General features: G+C 64.3%; 16 protein-coding genes. 5 read left to right on the top strand and 11 right to left on the bottom strand.

Annotated elements, in window-relative coordinates:
* The first annotated feature begins 584 nt into the window (after positions 1-584).
* A complete protein-coding gene (locus PHN62_RS16955) occupies positions 585-1,298 on the top strand; it encodes a DNA-3-methyladenine glycosylase (protein ID WP_300152583.1) in 714 nt (237 codons plus the stop codon).
* 32 nt (positions 1,299-1,330) lie between these two features.
* Here the strand turns inward: PHN62_RS16955 and PHN62_RS16950 are convergent, their stop codons facing one another.
* Positions 1,331-2,539 (bottom strand): benzoate/H(+) symporter BenE family transporter, encoded by a 1,209-nt coding sequence (locus PHN62_RS16950; protein ID WP_300152581.1) that lies wholly within the window; start codon positions 2,537-2,539, stop codon positions 1,331-1,333.
* 97 nt (positions 2,540-2,636) lie between these two features.
* Positions 2,637-3,863, bottom strand: a complete 1,227-nt coding sequence (locus PHN62_RS16945; protein WP_300152579.1) for a benzoate/H(+) symporter BenE family transporter — start codon at positions 3,861-3,863, stop codon at positions 2,637-2,639.
* A 111-nt stretch (positions 3,864-3,974) separates the two neighbouring features.
* Here PHN62_RS16945 and PHN62_RS16940 point away from each other — a divergent pair, with 111 nt between their 5' ends.
* From PHN62_RS16940 to PHN62_RS16930, 3 genes are all read left to right on the top strand, one after another.
* Positions 3,975-5,516: a PLP-dependent aminotransferase family protein gene (locus PHN62_RS16940; RefSeq protein ID WP_300152577.1), complete on the top strand. Its 1,542-nt coding sequence runs from the start codon at positions 3,975-3,977 to the stop codon at positions 5,514-5,516.
* A gap of 168 nt (positions 5,517-5,684) precedes the next feature.
* Positions 5,685-6,203, top strand: a complete 519-nt coding sequence (locus tag PHN62_RS16935; RefSeq protein WP_300152575.1) for a methylated-DNA--[protein]-cysteine S-methyltransferase — start codon at positions 5,685-5,687, stop codon at positions 6,201-6,203.
* A gap of 1 nt (position 6,204) precedes the next feature.
* Positions 6,205-6,705, top strand: a complete 501-nt coding sequence (locus PHN62_RS16930; RefSeq protein ID WP_300152573.1) for a hypothetical protein — start codon at positions 6,205-6,207, stop codon at positions 6,703-6,705.
* Between the two features lie 13 nt (positions 6,706-6,718).
* Here PHN62_RS16930 and PHN62_RS16925 read toward each other — a convergent pair whose 3' ends face one another.
* The 6 genes from PHN62_RS16925 to PHN62_RS16900 all read right to left on the bottom strand — a co-directional run bounded on the left by PHN62_RS16925 (position 6,719) and on the right by PHN62_RS16900 (position 11,717).
* Positions 6,719-7,621 (bottom strand): DMT family transporter, encoded by a 903-nt coding sequence (locus PHN62_RS16925; protein WP_300152571.1) that lies wholly within the window; start codon positions 7,619-7,621, stop codon positions 6,719-6,721.
* The gene (locus tag PHN62_RS16920; RefSeq protein WP_300152569.1) at positions 7,599-8,126 is read right to left on the bottom strand and encodes a methylated-DNA--[protein]-cysteine S-methyltransferase; all 528 of its coding nucleotides are present in this window, start codon (positions 8,124-8,126) and stop codon (positions 7,599-7,601) included. The genes PHN62_RS16925 and PHN62_RS16920 overlap by 23 nt, the downstream gene beginning before the upstream one ends.
* Positions 8,113-8,862, bottom strand: a complete 750-nt coding sequence (locus tag PHN62_RS16915) for a 2OG-Fe(II) oxygenase (protein WP_300152568.1) — start codon at positions 8,860-8,862, stop codon at positions 8,113-8,115. Before PHN62_RS16915 ends, PHN62_RS16920 begins: the two co-directional genes overlap by 14 nt.
* Positions 8,859-9,917 carry a bifunctional DNA-binding transcriptional regulator/O6-methylguanine-DNA methyltransferase Ada gene (ada, locus tag PHN62_RS16910; RefSeq protein ID WP_300152566.1) on the bottom strand — a complete coding sequence of 353 codons (1,059 nt, stop codon included), beginning with the start codon at positions 9,915-9,917 and terminating at the stop codon, positions 8,859-8,861. The genes PHN62_RS16915 and ada overlap by 4 nt, the downstream gene beginning before the upstream one ends.
* 106 nt (positions 9,918-10,023) lie before the next feature.
* Complete coding sequence (locus tag PHN62_RS16905) at positions 10,024-10,887, bottom strand: alpha/beta fold hydrolase (RefSeq protein WP_300152564.1); 864 nt, start codon at positions 10,885-10,887, stop codon at positions 10,024-10,026.
* 62 nt (positions 10,888-10,949) lie between these two features.
* On the bottom strand, positions 10,950-11,717 hold the full coding sequence (locus PHN62_RS16900) for an oxaloacetate decarboxylase (protein ID WP_300152563.1): 768 nt from the start codon (positions 11,715-11,717) through the stop codon (positions 10,950-10,952).
* A 194-nt stretch (positions 11,718-11,911) separates the two neighbouring features.
* Here PHN62_RS16900 and PHN62_RS16895 point away from each other — a divergent pair, with 194 nt between their 5' ends.
* Positions 11,912-12,256 carry a DUF779 domain-containing protein gene (locus PHN62_RS16895; RefSeq protein WP_300152561.1) on the top strand — a complete coding sequence of 115 codons (345 nt, stop codon included), beginning with the start codon at positions 11,912-11,914 and terminating at the stop codon, positions 12,254-12,256.
* 4 nt (positions 12,257-12,260) lie between these two features.
* Here the strand turns inward: PHN62_RS16895 and PHN62_RS16890 are convergent, their stop codons facing one another.
* From PHN62_RS16890 to PHN62_RS16880, 3 genes are read right to left on the bottom strand one after another with little or no spacing between them, the layout of a single operon-like run.
* Entirely contained in the window at positions 12,261-12,473 is a 213-nt protein-coding gene (locus PHN62_RS16890; RefSeq protein WP_300152559.1) for a hypothetical protein, read from the bottom strand.
* 23 nt (positions 12,474-12,496) lie between these two features.
* Entirely contained in the window at positions 12,497-13,150 is a 654-nt protein-coding gene (gene alkB, locus PHN62_RS16885) for a DNA oxidative demethylase AlkB (protein ID WP_300152557.1), read from the bottom strand.
* On the bottom strand, positions 13,140-13,751 hold the full coding sequence (locus PHN62_RS16880; protein WP_300152555.1) for a hypothetical protein: 612 nt from the start codon (positions 13,749-13,751) through the stop codon (positions 13,140-13,142). Before PHN62_RS16880 ends, alkB begins: the two co-directional genes overlap by 11 nt.
* Between the last annotated feature and the right edge of the window lie 340 nt (positions 13,752-14,091).

Genomic DNA, 14,091 nt, shown 5'->3' with positions numbered 1-14,091 from the left:
ACGCTGATCCCATCAAGACGCCAACCCGCCAGACACCGACGCTCATCGGACGAAAGATAACAAAAGCTCGCCATCTCGAAGACCACGCCTCCTCTCCTGAAATTCAAGAGCCTTGAAGCGCAGAAAGACGCCCGCCTTCAAGAGAGCGCCCCCTTTTGAGCCCTGTTATCCCTTGACTTTCAAAACCCAGTAATCCGCATTCTGCATTCTCGAGACAGATCCAATAACTCTCTCAATGCGGGAATTTATAAAAAAATTCCACCAAATTAAATCGCCGCATTTCAAAGCCTTGAAGCAAAAACTACCCGTTGCACCAATGTGGTCACACGCCGCCAAAATGGTCACACGCCCAACCCGTGCAGCAATTGCAGGACCAGCATAAAGAGGGAACTCTCTCAGCCGAGAGCTCTGCAAGACGACGATTGAAACCCCAAAACCCGATCTGACCAGACCCCCCTCGCCCTCCTCGACGCTCAGATCGTGGCATCATATCCAGATAAAGCACGCTAGTTTCCGGAGGCGTCCATATCGCTCTCCCAACGCCCAGCCTCCCCATCCCTGTGCCCAAAACTACAGAGCAATAAATGGAGTGCGAACCCGATCCGCCTGTGCGAGAGAGCCGCAAAATCCGTCGTTCACACATGCCCAAGGCCGCCATGCCCCTCTCTGACCGCTATACCGAATCCGTGAGCTTCCTGCGCGATCTCGATGCGGATTGGGATCGCGCGATCGGTCTGATCGGGCCCTGCACGCACGACCCCAAGGCGGCGCGAGAACCCTATGAGGCGCTGATCCGGGCCATCGCCTATCAGCAGCTGACGGCGAAGGCGGGCGACGCCATCATCGCCCGGCTGAAAGCGCTCCACCCCGGCAGCCCCTTCCCTACGGCGGATGAAGTCATCGCCGCTGAATTCGACGATCTGCGCGCCTGCGGATTCTCCGGCGTCAAGATCGCGACGATCAAGGCCATCGCCGAGGGGACGAAAACCGGGCTTGTCCCGACCCGCGACATCGCCGTTCGGATGGATGATGAGGATCTGATCGCCGCCATCTCGACCATCAAGGGAATCGGTCGCTGGACGGTCGAGATGTTGCTTATGTACACGCTGGAGCGCCCGGATGTGCTTCCTGTGGACGATTTTGGCGTCCGTGAAGGCTACCGCGCCCTGAAGGGCCTACCCGAACAGCCCAAACCCAGAGCGCTGCGCAAGATCGGCGAAGCCTGGGCTCCGCATCGCACTGTAGCCTCGTGGTATCTGTGGCGCGTCCCACGCGAGCGGGGAAACGTGCTGGCCTGACCCCCTCGCGCTTTTGAGAAACCGCGCTGGGTTCACCGCCCGCCTGTCTGACGTCCGGGCGCGCGCCCATGCAAAATCACATGGGCGGACAAACCAATCACCAATCCCCAGAAGGCCCCGCCAATCCCGAGCATTGTGATATTGGCCGACGAAGCGAGGAAGGTGATCAGGGCCGCCTCGCGCGAGGCCGGGTCGGCCATCGCGCCAGCAAGGCTGCCGCCGATGGCGCCAAGCAGCGCCAACCCCGCCAGCGTGGTGATGAAGCTGGCCGGCAAGGCCATGAACACGGCCGCCAGCGTCACGCCGAACACCCCCACCAGCACATAAAAAACACCTGCCGCGATCCCGGCGACCCAGCGCTTAGTCGGATCTTCATGCGACTCGCGGCCAGTGGCGATTGCGGCGGTGATCGCGGCGAGATTGAATGCGTGCGAACCGAACGGCGCCATGATCAGCGAACCGAGTCCGGTCACGGTCACGATTGGGTTCGCGCTGATCTCGAATCCGTCGTTTCTGAGCACCAGCATGCCCGGCATATATTGCCCTGTCAGCGTTATCAGAAACAAGGGCAGCGCAACGCTGAGCGTAGCGCTCAGGGTGAACGTCGGCATAGTGAACATCGGCGCGGCCAACTTGAAGCGCAGGCCGGAAAGGTCAACCTGATCCTGCAACAACAGAAAAGTCAGGCCGATCAACAGAATGCCTACCACCGCATAGCGGGCGGCGATGCGCTTGAACACCACATAAGCTATGATCAGCAGGCCAACCAGAAACGGATCGACGCTCATGCCGCTAAAAGCCCCGACGCCAAATTGCAGCAGGATGCCCGCCAGCAAACCAGACGCGATTCCGGGCGGGACCAGCCGGATCACCCGATCAAAACAACCCGACAGGCCCAGCAGAACAAACGCAAAGGCCGAGAGGATATAGGCTCCCACCGCCTCAGGATAGGGCGTCGCGGGCAGCGCAGCGACAAGGAAGGCCGCCGCCGGGGTCGACCAGGCGGTGATGATCGGCGCGCGATAGCGCCAGCTGAGCAGCATCCCTGTCAGGCCGACGCCGATGGACACCGACCAGACCCAGGAAGCGGTCAATTCGGGGCTGAGCCCAGCGACCCTCGCCGCCTGAAAGACCAGAACGAAGGTGCCGCCGTAATTGACGATGACCGAGACCAGCCCCGCCACGACAGGATGAATGAGGTCCCAGAGCCGGAGCTGCGGGGATCGCGACGAGAATTGCATGACGGAATCCGGTCCTGAACGCTCCAGCGGAGCGTATTTGCGATGGGGGGAACGCCGGGGCGCCAGACGACGACCCCGGCCCTAGCATGGCGCTGCGTCAGCGCGCCGACCGACCGGCGGCGTCGACCTGCGACTTGCGCGGCGACCTGCCGTTCAGAGCGACATAAGCGATCAGGCCGATCACCAATCCCCAAAAGGCCCCGCCGACGCCGAGCATCGTGATGTTCGCAGCCGAAGCGAGAAAGGTGATCAGAGCCGCTTCTCGCGTGGCGGGGTCAGCCATCGCGGCCGAAAGGCTTCCGCCAATCGTTCCAAGGAGCGCAAGACCCGCGAGCGCAGTAATGAAGCTTCCGGGAAAAGCCATAAAAACAGCGGCGAGCGTCACCCCGAACACGCCGACCAGAATGTAGAGGGCGCCCGAAACCACCCCGGCGATCCAGCGTTTCGACGGGTCCTCATGGGCTTCTCGGCCCGTCGCAATGGCGGCGGTGATGGCTGCGATGTTGAAGGGATGCGCCCCGAAGGGCGCCATCAGCAGCGAACCCAGTCCCGTCGTCGCCACAATGGGATTGGCGCTCGTCTTGAAACCATCGTTTCTGAGCACCAGCATTCCCGGCGTATACTGCCCGGTCAAGGTGATCAGAAACAGCGGCAATGCGATGCTCAGCAGCGCATTCAGGCTGAATTCAGGCATCGTGAAGATCGGCTTGGCCAATTCGAGGCGCAGACCCGATAGATCCAGACGGCCCTGGATCAGCAGGAACACAAGGCCTATGACCAGAATGCCGACCACCGCATAGCGCGCTGAGACGCGTTTCAGGATCACATAAGCCATAATCAACAGGCCGACGAGCAGCGGATCGGCATTTGCGCTGCTGAACGCCCCGATCCCGAATTGAAGTAAGATCCCGGCCAAGAGCGCCGAGGCGATCGCCGATGGGATCAGCTGGATGATTTTCTCAAAATAACCAGAGACGCCAAGAATGATGAAGGCGACTGCGGAGACGACATAGGCGCCGATCACCTCCTGATAGGGCGTCGCCGCCATCGCCGTAACCAAAAAGGCTGCGGCGGGGGTCGACCAGGCGGTGATGATCGGCTCGCGGAAACGCCAGCTGAGCAGCAACCCTGTCAGCCCGACGCCGATGGAGACCGACCAAACCCAGGACGCGGTCAGCTCCGCGCTCAGCCCGGCGACTCTGGCGGCCTGAAAGACAAGAATGAAAGTTCCGCCATAGCTGACGATCACGGCGATCAAACCGGCCACCAAGGGATGGAGCAGATCTTTCATCTGGAGGAAGGAACGGGTCGGGCTGCGCGACATGGCGAGTACGGCCTCCTGAGGCTTCAGACAGTCATTTGTTTACGCGCCGGAACCTCTAGAATATTATTGGCCTGAAGCGCCCCGCCAATTTGAAAAATTTAGCCATACCAATTGTTCAAGCACTCACAGCTGAAATCCGTCCACGTCTGGATCTCCCATCCCGCCCATGCGGCCATGCCGCTGCACGCCCGGATCCAGCGCGCGATCCGGCAACTGATCCTCGATGGCGCCCTTGGGCCGGGCAAGCCTCTGCCGGCGTCGCGGGCCCTTGCGAAATCCCTTGAGGTCTCCCGCGACACCATCGAGGCGGCCTATAGACAACTCCATGCCGAGGGCTTCATCGAGCGCCGGATCGGCAGCGGGAGCTTCGTCGCAGAAATGCGCGAATTTGCGCCGGACCGCCAACGCAAGACGCGTGCGTTGGTCGATGCCTCGACATCAGGATTGAGCAGACGCGGGAACGCCATATTGCGCAGCGGAGGGGTGCGCGAGATGCTGCTCCCGCGCCCTTTCGCTCATGGCGTGCCTGACACCCGCCACTTCCCTCTCGCCCTGTGGGCGCGGCTGGAGCGGCAAATCTTGAAAGAGACCGGCGCGCAGGCCCTGCTCCACGGCGATCCCCAAGGGGCGGAACCGCTCCGATGCGCAATCGCCGATTATGTGAATCTTGAACGTGGCGCGCGCGCGACCGCCGACAGGGTGCTCGTGCTGACCAGCGCACAACAGGCGATGACGCTCTGCGCGACCGTCCTTCTGGACCCGTCAGATCAGATTTTTATTGAAGACCCCGCATATTATGGCGCGCGCAAGGCGTTCGAGGCCGCAGGGGCGGAGTGTTCGCCTGTCCGCGTCGATGCGCAGGGCATCCTCACAGACTTTATTCTGACCTCGCCTGAGCGCGCCAAGGCTGTCTTTTTGACGCCTTCCCATCAGTTTCCGACCGGCGCGACGCTCGCGCTGGATCGCCGCCTGGCGCTGATCGAATGGGCCGCCCAAAACCAGACATGGATCATCGAAGACGACTATGACAGCGAGTTCCATTATGTGGGAAAGCCTATGGCCTGCGTCCAAGGCCTTGATCGGAACGACCGCACGATCTACATCGGCACCTTCACCAAATCCCTGTTTCCCGGTCTGCGGATCGGCTATGCGATTTTGCCGCCGCAACTGGTCAGGCCAATGACGGCGGCGCGCACATTGCTCGACGGCCACACAGCCTCGATCGCACAGCTGACATTGGCGCGGTTCATGGAAGGCGGGCATTTCGGCGCATATGTTCGGACTATGCGTGGCGTATACGCCGAAAGACTCGCGCTGCTCACACAACTGATCCGTCAACACTTGTCCGAATTCATCGAGCCGCAAGTTCCCTCCGGCGGCCTGCAGTTGCCTTGCCTTCTGACAGGTTCGATCTCCGAACAGGAGGCCGTCGATGCAGGCCGACGAGTCGGCGTCGACATTCTTGGCCTGTCCGCGCTGCACGCCGCAAATGATGGCGAAGCAGGGTTCCTGATGGGGTTTGCGGCCTACGCCCCAGCCGAACTTGAAGCGGCGGTCGTCAAACTCGCGGCCGCGTTCAAAGCCGCGACGCAGTCCGGATCATCACATGGCCAACAGAGATCAGCGTCAAATGATCCACATAGGCCGCACTGAACTCGAGTCGGCATCGCCGATCAAGGCTCTGGCCCCGATCTGACGAATCTGTTCCTCGCAAGGCCGCCTGACAGGCGGGATGATTTTGAAAGCAAGGAACGGATCGCTTCATGGGGAAAGACGCCCTAGCCTTCAGCCCAGCAAAACGATGCAGCGAGGCGTGAAGCCATGACGGAACACATCAAATATAGCTGGGGCCGCAGCTCGCTTGGCGCCTTCGTCGTCGCCGCTTCGGCCAGAGGGCTTGTCGCCTTTGAATTCGCGGATGACCCGGCGCGCGGGCTGCAAGCCTTGCGGGACCGGGCGCCTGACGCCGAATTGACCGAAGATCCCGAGAAGCTCGCCGATCTCGTGCGGCGCCTATCGGCCCTCGCGGAGGATCCTGCGGCTGCGGCGGAGATTCCGCTCGATCCGCGCGGCTCCGCCTATGAGCTCGGCGTCTGGCGGATGCTGCGGGAGGTCCCGAGAGGCGAAACCACCTCCTATGGGGCGCTCGCCGCCAAGCTTGGAACCCGCGACGCCCGCGACGTGACGGCGGCCATCGCCGCGAACGGGATCGCGATCCTCATTCCCTGCCATCGGGTGGTGAAGAAGGACGGCTCGATCTCGGGCTATCGCTGGGGCGTGCGGCGCAAGAAGGCTCTGTTGGAGCGCGAGCGCGCCGCCCTCCCTTTTCGGTTGACCTGACATGTCGCCCGAATTCTTTCAATCGGCGGGCGGCCAGAGACTGGCCGCCTTCGTCACGCGACGCGTCCTGATGTCCGACGAAGAGGCCGAGGAATGGGCCGTCAGCGGCGGATTGGCGATCAAAGGCCCCTTCCAGCATCATCCGCGCCCCTTCGACGCCCACTTGCGCCGGATCCTCGACGCCTATCGGCTCGGGAGCCTGTTCGGAGACGACGGCCCCGGCCAGCATCACCACCAGATCCGCCCCCTGGGCTATAATTATCGCGAGGATCAGGTTTGCCCCCTCGGCATGGAGCTCTGGCGGGCGGAGTATCGCGCGATGGAGCCCGTCCGGCAGATGATGGCCGCGACGGCGATCTGGCTCTATCGCGGCGGCAAGGACAGCCGCTGGCTGCGCCGCGTCCCCTGCGTCTGGAGCGCCTCCGACGCCTTGCAGGGGCTGGAGGAGGCGGGAAGCTTCGAGGATTGGCTCAAGCTCGTCGTGCTGTATCCGGGGTGGTGAGAGCGCGGCCCGGTCATGTCTTTTGCGCCTTGCGCGCGATCCAGATTCCCGCCAGCACGATCAAACCGCCGATGGCCTGCAGAGGCGTCAGGGCTTCGTCCAGCAGCGCCCAGGCGAGCAGAGCGGCGACCACCGGCTGAAAGAGAAGCGTCAGCGAGGAAAAACTCGCGGGCAGGAAGGCCAAGGCCCAAGCGATCAGACTTTGTCCGCTCGCTTGGCTGATCCAGGATAAAGCGCAAAGCGTCGCCCAGCCCATCAGCGTGACCGGCGCGAAGGCGGGCTCCGTCAGGAGCGCGAAGGGCGCCACGGCGAGCGCCGCCGCCGCAGTGCTGTGGAGCATGATCGTCGGCGCGGAGAATCTTTCGCGCGCGCGGCTCAGCATCAGGATATATCCGGCGTAGAGCAGAGCCGCGAAGATCGCGACGGCGTCGCCTGCGAGATCCCCCTCGCCTAGAGCGGCCGGGCCTCCCTTCAGCACGACCACCCCGAAGATCGTCACCGCGAGCGCCAGCAGGAACAGCCGTCCGGGCGGCTTGCCCAGAAAGGCCCAAGAGATCAGCGCGACGAAGACCGGCGCCATATTGACCAGCAGCGTCGAATTCGCCACCGAAGTCATCTGCAAGGAGATGTGCCAGGCGACCAACTCCGCCCCGAGGATCACGCCCGGAAGAGAGATGAACAATCGGTCTCGCCAAGTCGCGGGACGCGCCGCGCCCTTGGCCTCTCCCCGTCCCGCCATCAGCAGAAGCGGGATCAGCGCCAGAGCCAGCCGCCAGAAGGCGGTCGAGACCGAACCGACCTCCGAGAGCCGCACGAAGATCGGCGAACAGCCGATCAAAGCCCCGCCGAGGATCAATCCCGGCAGGGCCAGCCGCTCCGGAGCGGAGGCGGCTTCAGATGAGGCGGGAGCAGGCATGTTCGCCTTCATGTTCGAGAAGCCATGTCTTGCGCTCCAATCCGCCCGCATAGCCGGTCAGGGCGCCGGAATATCCAACGACCCGATGACAGGGCGCGACCAGATTATAAGGATTCTGACGATTGGCCCCTCCCACCGCGCGGGCGGCCTTGGCGTCGCCGAGCCGCGCGGCCTGCTCGGCGTAGGAGACCGGACGCCCTGCGGGAATCTCCCGCAGAGCGGCCCAAGCCTTATTCTGAAATCCGGTCCCATTGAGCCGGATGGGAATGGCTCCGAGCGCCTCGACCTCGCCGGAAAAATAGGCCTCCAGCGCCTGAGCGGCCAAGGCGGGCGCCGCGCCGGGCTTCAGCGCATGCGCGCCGATCCTGCGCGCCAACAGACGATGCAGGCGCTCTTCAAGATCGGCGTATTCGCTGGCCCAGAGGCGGCCTTCCGCATCGGAGACCAGAAGAAGATCTCCGAGCGGCGAGGGGAGGCGGCTGAGGGTCAAGTCATTTGGCGTCATGGAAGATGATCCCGAGGGTATGTCTGCGCCCTGAGCGTAGACGGCTGACGCCATGGCGCAGATTGACGCGATAATCGCCCTTCGAGCCGCGGACAGGGCGATTATGGACCGCGAAGGCCACGGCGTCGCCCTGACGCAAAGGCACGACCTCGGCGCGGCTCTGCATCCGGGGGCGCTGCTCGGTCAGAACGAATTCGCCGCCGGTGAAGTCCCTTTCTGGCTCGGAGAGCAGGAAAGCGACTTGAATCGGAAAGGCGAGATCGCCGTAAAGATCCTGATGCAGGCAATTGAAGTCGCCGGGGACATATTGGAGCAGCAAAGGCGTCGGGCGCGTCTGACCGACCGCATGGCAATGACCCAGAAAATCCTCATGCGCCTCAGGATAGCGGATGGGCTGACCCATCCGCTCGTTCCAGCCATTCGCGATCTCGGCCAGATGCGGATAAAGCGCCGTCCGCAATCCCCCGATCAGATCCGGCAGAGGATATTTATAATAGCGATATTCGCCTTTGCCGAAGCCATGGCGCGCCATCAGGACATGGCTGCGGAAATGCTCCGGATGCGGATAGGCCGAGGCCAAATCCGCGCATTCCTCCGGCGTCAGAAGGCCCGGCAGCACCGCGCAGCCGTAGCCGTCCATCTCCTTAGCGAAGGCGCGCCAGTCGCAGGCGGCGAGCCGCCGCTCCGCCGCTTCGACGGAGGTCGGCGCGGGCATGAACTCCTCCACGGCGCTCATGCCCGAGCCTCCTTGTCGAGCAGGGCGCGCTTGCGCTCGACGCCCCAGCGATAGCCGGAGAGCGCGCCGTCGTTGCGGACGACGCGGTGACAGGGGATCGCCACCGCGATCCTGTTCGCTGCGCAGGCCTGAGCCACGGCGCGCACGGCTTTGGGTTCGCCGATCCGGCGGGCCACTTCGGCGTAGGAGAGGGTCTCCCCCGCCGGAATCCGCCGCAGCGCCTGCCAGACGCGCTCCTGAAAGGCGGTGCCGCGAATGTCGAGCGGCAGATCCAGCCCGATCCGCGGCGCTTCGACGAAGCCCACCACGCGGGCCACGAGGGCCTCGAATTCGGCGTCCGCGCCGATCAACTCGGCTTTCGGGAAACGATCCTGCAGGTCGCGGATCAGGGCCTCGGGATCTTCGCCCAAGGCGATGGCGCAGATCCCCTTCTCGCTGCGCGCGACCAGGATCGCGCCCAGAGAGCTTTCTCCGAGGGCGAAACGGATCTCGGCGCGATCTCCGCCGTTTCGGAAGGCGGTCGGCGTCATGCCCAGCACCTCGTTCGAGGTCTCATAAAAGCGGCTGTTCGAGTTGAAGCCCGCGCCGTAGATCGCTCCGGCCAGATTGGCGGATGGGTCCGCCAACTCCGCCCGGATCTTGCGCGCGCGATGGGCCGCGACCCATTGCTTCGGGGTCACTCCGGTGATGGCCTTGAACTGGCGGTGAAAGTGAAAGGGGCTCATGCCGATGCGTCCGGCGAGGCCGTCGAGCTTCAGCGTCTCGTCGGAGGCCTCGATGATCCGGCAGGCTTCGGCTACCAGCGCCGCATTGGCCTCGGCCGCAGAGGGGCCTTTCGGATTGCACCTCAGGCAGGGGCGGAAGCCTGCGGCCTCGGCCTGAGCGGGCGTATCGTAAAAGGCGACGTTGGCGGCCTTCGCCCGGCGCGACGGGCAGGAAGGGCGGCAATAGACGCCCGTGGTCTTCACCGCGTAGACGAAGCCGCCGTCGGCCTCCGCATCGCGCGCCAGGACGCTGCGCCAGCGCGGATCCTGTTCGGTTGACATCTCGATCATGGCGATTCTCTTATCCTGATCTGTCTTGCGGACAGAGATAAGTCCGCCGCCCTCCGACCGCACTCCGCTCCTTGCTTTTAAATTCGAAAGGAGTCCGGCTGAGGGGTCAGCTCCGCGCCCAATGGGCGCGAATGAGGACGTCGAGGACTGGAGCCCGCTCCTCCGGGTGGAACATCCGCCCGCCGGGGAACTCATGAACCTGCGCCGGGCCCGCCAAAGCCTCCTGCAGCCAATAAGCCGCGTCGACCGAAAAGAAAGGATCGTCCGTGCCCCAGACGATCAGCGTGGGCGCCTTCACCTTACGCAGGAGCGGCTCGATCCGGGTGGTTTGGGCGTTGTCGAAACCCAGAATGAAATCCGCGAGCCGTTGCGTGCGGGCCGCGCTGGTCAGATGAGGCGCGATGTAGATCTCGATGGTTTCATCCGTCACCTGCTCCGGACGCTCATAGGCGCCGGCCATGGCCTCGGGGCCGCGGTAGAAATCCTTATCCGCCAGCATCCGGCGCAGCGCCTCCGGCAAGCCGCCCGCCGCCACCATGTCGAGGAAGCCCTTGAAGCCCTCCGGCGGCCAATTGTCATGCACGTCGCCGTTGGTCAGCGTGAGGCTGCGCAGCCGGTCGGGATGCTTCGCGGCGAAGACCTGCGCCAGACCCGTTCCGCTGTCGTTCGCCACGAAATCGGCCTGATCAAGCCCGAGCGCGTCCATCAGCTCGACCAGCATCCGGGCTTGACCGTCGAAGGTCAGATCAGCGCCGGGCGCCGCTTCGGTCCAGCCATGGCCCATCAAGTCGACGGCGAGGCAGCGCCGGAGGTCGGAGAGGCCGTCCAGCTGCTGGCGCCAAAGCCAGCCGTTGACCAGCACGCCATGCAGGAAGATCGCCGCAGGGCCCTCGCCCTTCTCGACGAAGGCGATGCGGCCCGAGGGCGTTTCGACGTGACGCCGCGCGGCGTGAAATTCTTCAGGCGTCATAGGAGCGCCTCCTTTCGAATGAGACCATCCGGCCGGAGGATTCCAGCCGAATGCTTTGCGGATCAGGCGAAGCTGGCGGGCGGCAGAGCGCCCGTCTCGGCCAGAGACTTGGCGGCGGCGTCGAAGGCTCCCCGGGCGGCGGTCGCGAGGAAGCCGCCCACGCTGACGCGGCGCACGCCGAGGCGCTCCAGATCGGCCGCCTTCATCGTCGGGCTGACGAGGATGACGTTAATGGGTTTGGGCGCGGCGGCCTCGACGATGGCCCGGACGTCCTCGGGCTTCGAGACGCCGGGGGCGTAAAGCACGTCGGCACCCGCCGCCGCATAGGCCTTGAGACGGGCCACGGTCGCGGCGACGTCGGAATTTCCGATCAGAAAGCCTTCCGTCCGCCCGACGAGGACGATGTTCGGATCGACGGCGTCCAAAGCGCCGCGCGCCGCGCGCAGGCGGGCGACGGCCTCCTCCAGAGGGTAAAGGGCACCGCCTTTGCGGTCCTCGATGGAGAGGCCGGCGATCCCCGTCTCGGCAGCGAGCGCGACGTTGCGGGCCACGCCTTCGGCGCTCTCGGCGAATCCCGCCTCGAAATCGGCGTTCACCGGCAGATCGGTCGCGGCGACCAGAGCGCGCAGATTGGTCAGCGTGTCTTCAAGCGTGGAGGTCAGGTCGTCCTCGCCCAGAGACAGCGCCAGGCCGTGGCTGGTCGAGGCGAGCGCCTTGAAGCCGAGGGCGCGCAGCGCCTTCGCTTCGCCTGCGTCGACGGCGTTGGGCAGGATGAAGAAGGCTTCATGCATCTTGCGGAAGGCGGCGCGGCGGCTGGCGATGTCGGTCATGATTCGATCTCCGGTCGGTGGATTGCGGCCGCAGGCTTTCACGGCGGATCGGTCCCGACACTCCGTTCCTTGCTTTGGAATCCGCCTGAAGGGGCGCCTTTAAGGAGGGGCCGCGAAAGTCGGGGATCGGCCTATCCTGAGATGCGCCGCGACCTGATCCGGCCTTCCCCTGAACCGCCGTGAGGAGCCCTCATATGAACGCGATCATCGACCATACGCGCCCCATCATCGCCACCTCCGAGGCGCGGCGCGCTCTGGAGCGCATGAAGGCCGAGCATGGCCCGATCCTCCTGCATGTGACGGGCGGATGCTGCGACGCGCGCACGCCGCTCTGTCTGAAGAAGGGCGAATTCCGGCTCGGCGCCCGCGACATCCTGCTGGGCGTGGTGGAGGGGGTCGAAGTCTATGAGATGCAGTCGACGCCCGAGGCGGTCTTCTGCGCCGGGGATTATCTGCTGGAGATGCGCCCCGGATTGCCGGTCGGTTTTTCGCTGGACGCGGGCGAAGGCGAGCGCTTCGCCATCCGCGAAATCCTGTGACCGCCTAGCTGTTGGGCGCGTTCGGACAAGTCGTCGGGCGCGGTCGGCTGCGTTTGTCGGGCGGAACCTTGCAGTCGTCGACCCTTTGCTCGTCCGTCCATTTCGCGCCCAGCCGCTCTTTCCCAGTTCTGAGCTGAGCCGGAGGCTCCGCCTGCTGCGCCCAGACCGAAGGCGAGCTCAACGCCAGGCATCCGGCGATCCAGATCAGTTTTTTCATGTCGCTCCTCCTTGTTCTTCGCCTCACAAAGCGCCTCTGAAGGTCAGATTCAGCCGCATCCGGCCCAGCTTGGGGTGTTCGCCCTCCTTGAGCATCGGCACGCCGTGATAGGCGAGCCGCGAAGCCCCGCCCCAGACGGCCGCATCCCCATGCCGCAGAGCGTATTTCGCGACCGCATCCGCCCGCTTCAGCCCTCCGAACTGAAAGACCGCAGGCAATCCCAAAGAAACCGAGACGATGGGATGGGAGAAATCCCGCTCGTTCTTATCCTGATGCAACGAGAGCCGGGCGCCGGGCTCATAGCGGTTGATCAGACAGGCGTCGGGGCGAAAAGCGGGATATCCGGCCTCGACCGCTGCGGCCAGAGCCAAAGCTCTGAAGCTCTCGGGCATGGGCGGCCAAGCTTCGCCGGTCTCAGGATCTACGGCGTCGTAGCGATAGCCGGAGCGATCGGTCACCCAACCCGCTTGGCCGCAATTCGTCATGGCGACCGACATCACGAAGCCGCCCGGGGTGACCATGTTGCGGAAGGGCGAGGCTTCGGCGATAGCGCGGATGTCGGCCAGCAAGGCGTCGTCCTGATCCAGAGCGAAGCCGCGCAGCAGGAAGGCGCCTTCGGCCATGGCGACGCGGGCCGTCTGACGCGGCTCCTCGCCGCCGAAGAGATCAATCGTCATATCGGGTTTCCGTCAGGGCTGAAGGATGGAGCATAGGCGCATAGCCTGCGCTCAGGGCGGCGAACGTCGAGGGCGGGGTCAGCAGGCCGTCGAAGGCCGATGGATCGGGAGAATCGGCGCGGCGATAACCTTCGGGCGACCAAAGCAGCCAGCGCCCGGCCCAAAGCCAGGCGACGCCGCCCGCCGCCGCCATCGCTCCCTGAGGCGGATCTTCAGGGAGCGGATACAGGCGCTTCTCCCGTCCGCGCAACCTTTCGCCATGCAGGACCGCGTCCATCTCGGACGCCCGGAGCGCTCCGGGAAAAGCCGCGCGGAAACGCTCCGCCTCCACCCTGCGGCAGAGGAAGCAGGGGCGATGCCCCGCCGCCAGCGCCGTCGCTTCATCGAGAAAGAACAACTCCGTCCATTTCCGGCCGGTCATCACCTCGCGGCGAATTCCCTTCCAGTCGCAACGACAGACGAGCCAAGCCTGCGTCGTCCAGCGGCTGCGGGTCAATTCGCGGTCCGGACCATGCAGCAGGCCGCGATTTCCGGTGAGCAAGCCGCGCGCCGGAACAGAGACGATCTCGCCGAAGGGAGTGACGCGGTTCTGCAGCGCCATCAGTTCGCCTCCTCAGGCGCGACTCCGACCTGCGGACCGCGGAGACCGCCATCGCGGCGTCTGTCCGTTCGGACATTGGCGGGAAGGAAACGCTTCAGCGCTCCGTTTCTTGCTCTGGAATTCGAACCCCTCCAACCTGCGCGCCTGAATGCGCGCTTTCCAGAGCCATGTCCGACCTCTATCCTGCCGAAATACGCTCGCGGTTCGAGTTTGCTAGGGTCTGTTGACGTTCAGGATTTTTCCTGAGCTTTTGAGCCTCCCCATCTTCGTGTGAAGGAGGCGTCCTTGATCCGTCTGTCATTGAACGACGCTCAATGGGCGTTGATAGCGCCGCATTGTC

It is taken from the genome of Neomegalonema sp. (assembly GCF_028688855.1).
Taxonomy (GTDB): domain Bacteria; phylum Pseudomonadota; class Alphaproteobacteria; order Rhodobacterales; family Rhodobacteraceae; genus Neomegalonema.
The sequence above is the reverse complement of the archived record's forward strand: the minus strand, read 5'-3'. Positions and strand labels throughout refer to the sequence as shown.

Excerpts from the sequence above, each read along its gene's own strand:
- alkB (WP_300152557.1), bottom strand. The coding sequence starts at position 13,150 with ATGACGATTGATCTCTTCGGCGGCGAGGAGCCGCGTCAGACGGCCCGC.
- PHN62_RS16930 (WP_300152573.1), top strand. The coding sequence starts at position 6,205 with ATGTCGCCCGAATTCTTTCAATCGGCGGGCGGCCAGAGACTGGCCGCC.
- ada (WP_300152566.1), bottom strand. The coding sequence starts at position 9,917 with ATGATCGAGATGTCAACCGAACAGGATCCGCGCTGGCGCAGCGTCCTG.
- PHN62_RS16920 (WP_300152569.1), bottom strand. The coding sequence starts at position 8,126 with ATGACGCCAAATGACTTGACCCTCAGCCGCCTCCCCTCGCCGCTCGGA.
- PHN62_RS16880 (WP_300152555.1), bottom strand. The coding sequence starts at position 13,751 with ATGGCGCTGCAGAACCGCGTCACTCCCTTCGGCGAGATCGTCTCTGTT.
- PHN62_RS16890 (WP_300152559.1), bottom strand. The coding sequence starts at position 12,473 with ATGAAAAAACTGATCTGGATCGCCGGATGCCTGGCGTTGAGCTCGCCT.
- PHN62_RS16955 (WP_300152583.1), top strand. The coding sequence starts at position 585 with ATGGAGTGCGAACCCGATCCGCCTGTGCGAGAGAGCCGCAAAATCCGT.
- PHN62_RS16895 (WP_300152561.1), top strand. The coding sequence starts at position 11,912 with ATGAACGCGATCATCGACCATACGCGCCCCATCATCGCCACCTCCGAG.
- PHN62_RS16905 (WP_300152564.1), bottom strand. The coding sequence starts at position 10,887 with ATGACGCCTGAAGAATTTCACGCCGCGCGGCGTCACGTCGAAACGCCC.
- PHN62_RS16950 (WP_300152581.1), bottom strand. The coding sequence starts at position 2,539 with ATGCAATTCTCGTCGCGATCCCCGCAGCTCCGGCTCTGGGACCTCATT.
- PHN62_RS16915 (WP_300152568.1), bottom strand. The coding sequence starts at position 8,862 with ATGAGCGCCGTGGAGGAGTTCATGCCCGCGCCGACCTCCGTCGAAGCG.
- PHN62_RS16925 (WP_300152571.1), bottom strand. The coding sequence starts at position 7,621 with ATGCCTGCTCCCGCCTCATCTGAAGCCGCCTCCGCTCCGGAGCGGCTG.
- PHN62_RS16945 (WP_300152579.1), bottom strand. The coding sequence starts at position 3,863 with ATGTCGCGCAGCCCGACCCGTTCCTTCCTCCAGATGAAAGATCTGCTC.
- PHN62_RS16900 (WP_300152563.1), bottom strand. The coding sequence starts at position 11,717 with ATGACCGACATCGCCAGCCGCCGCGCCGCCTTCCGCAAGATGCATGAA.
- PHN62_RS16935 (WP_300152575.1), top strand. The coding sequence starts at position 5,685 with ATGACGGAACACATCAAATATAGCTGGGGCCGCAGCTCGCTTGGCGCC.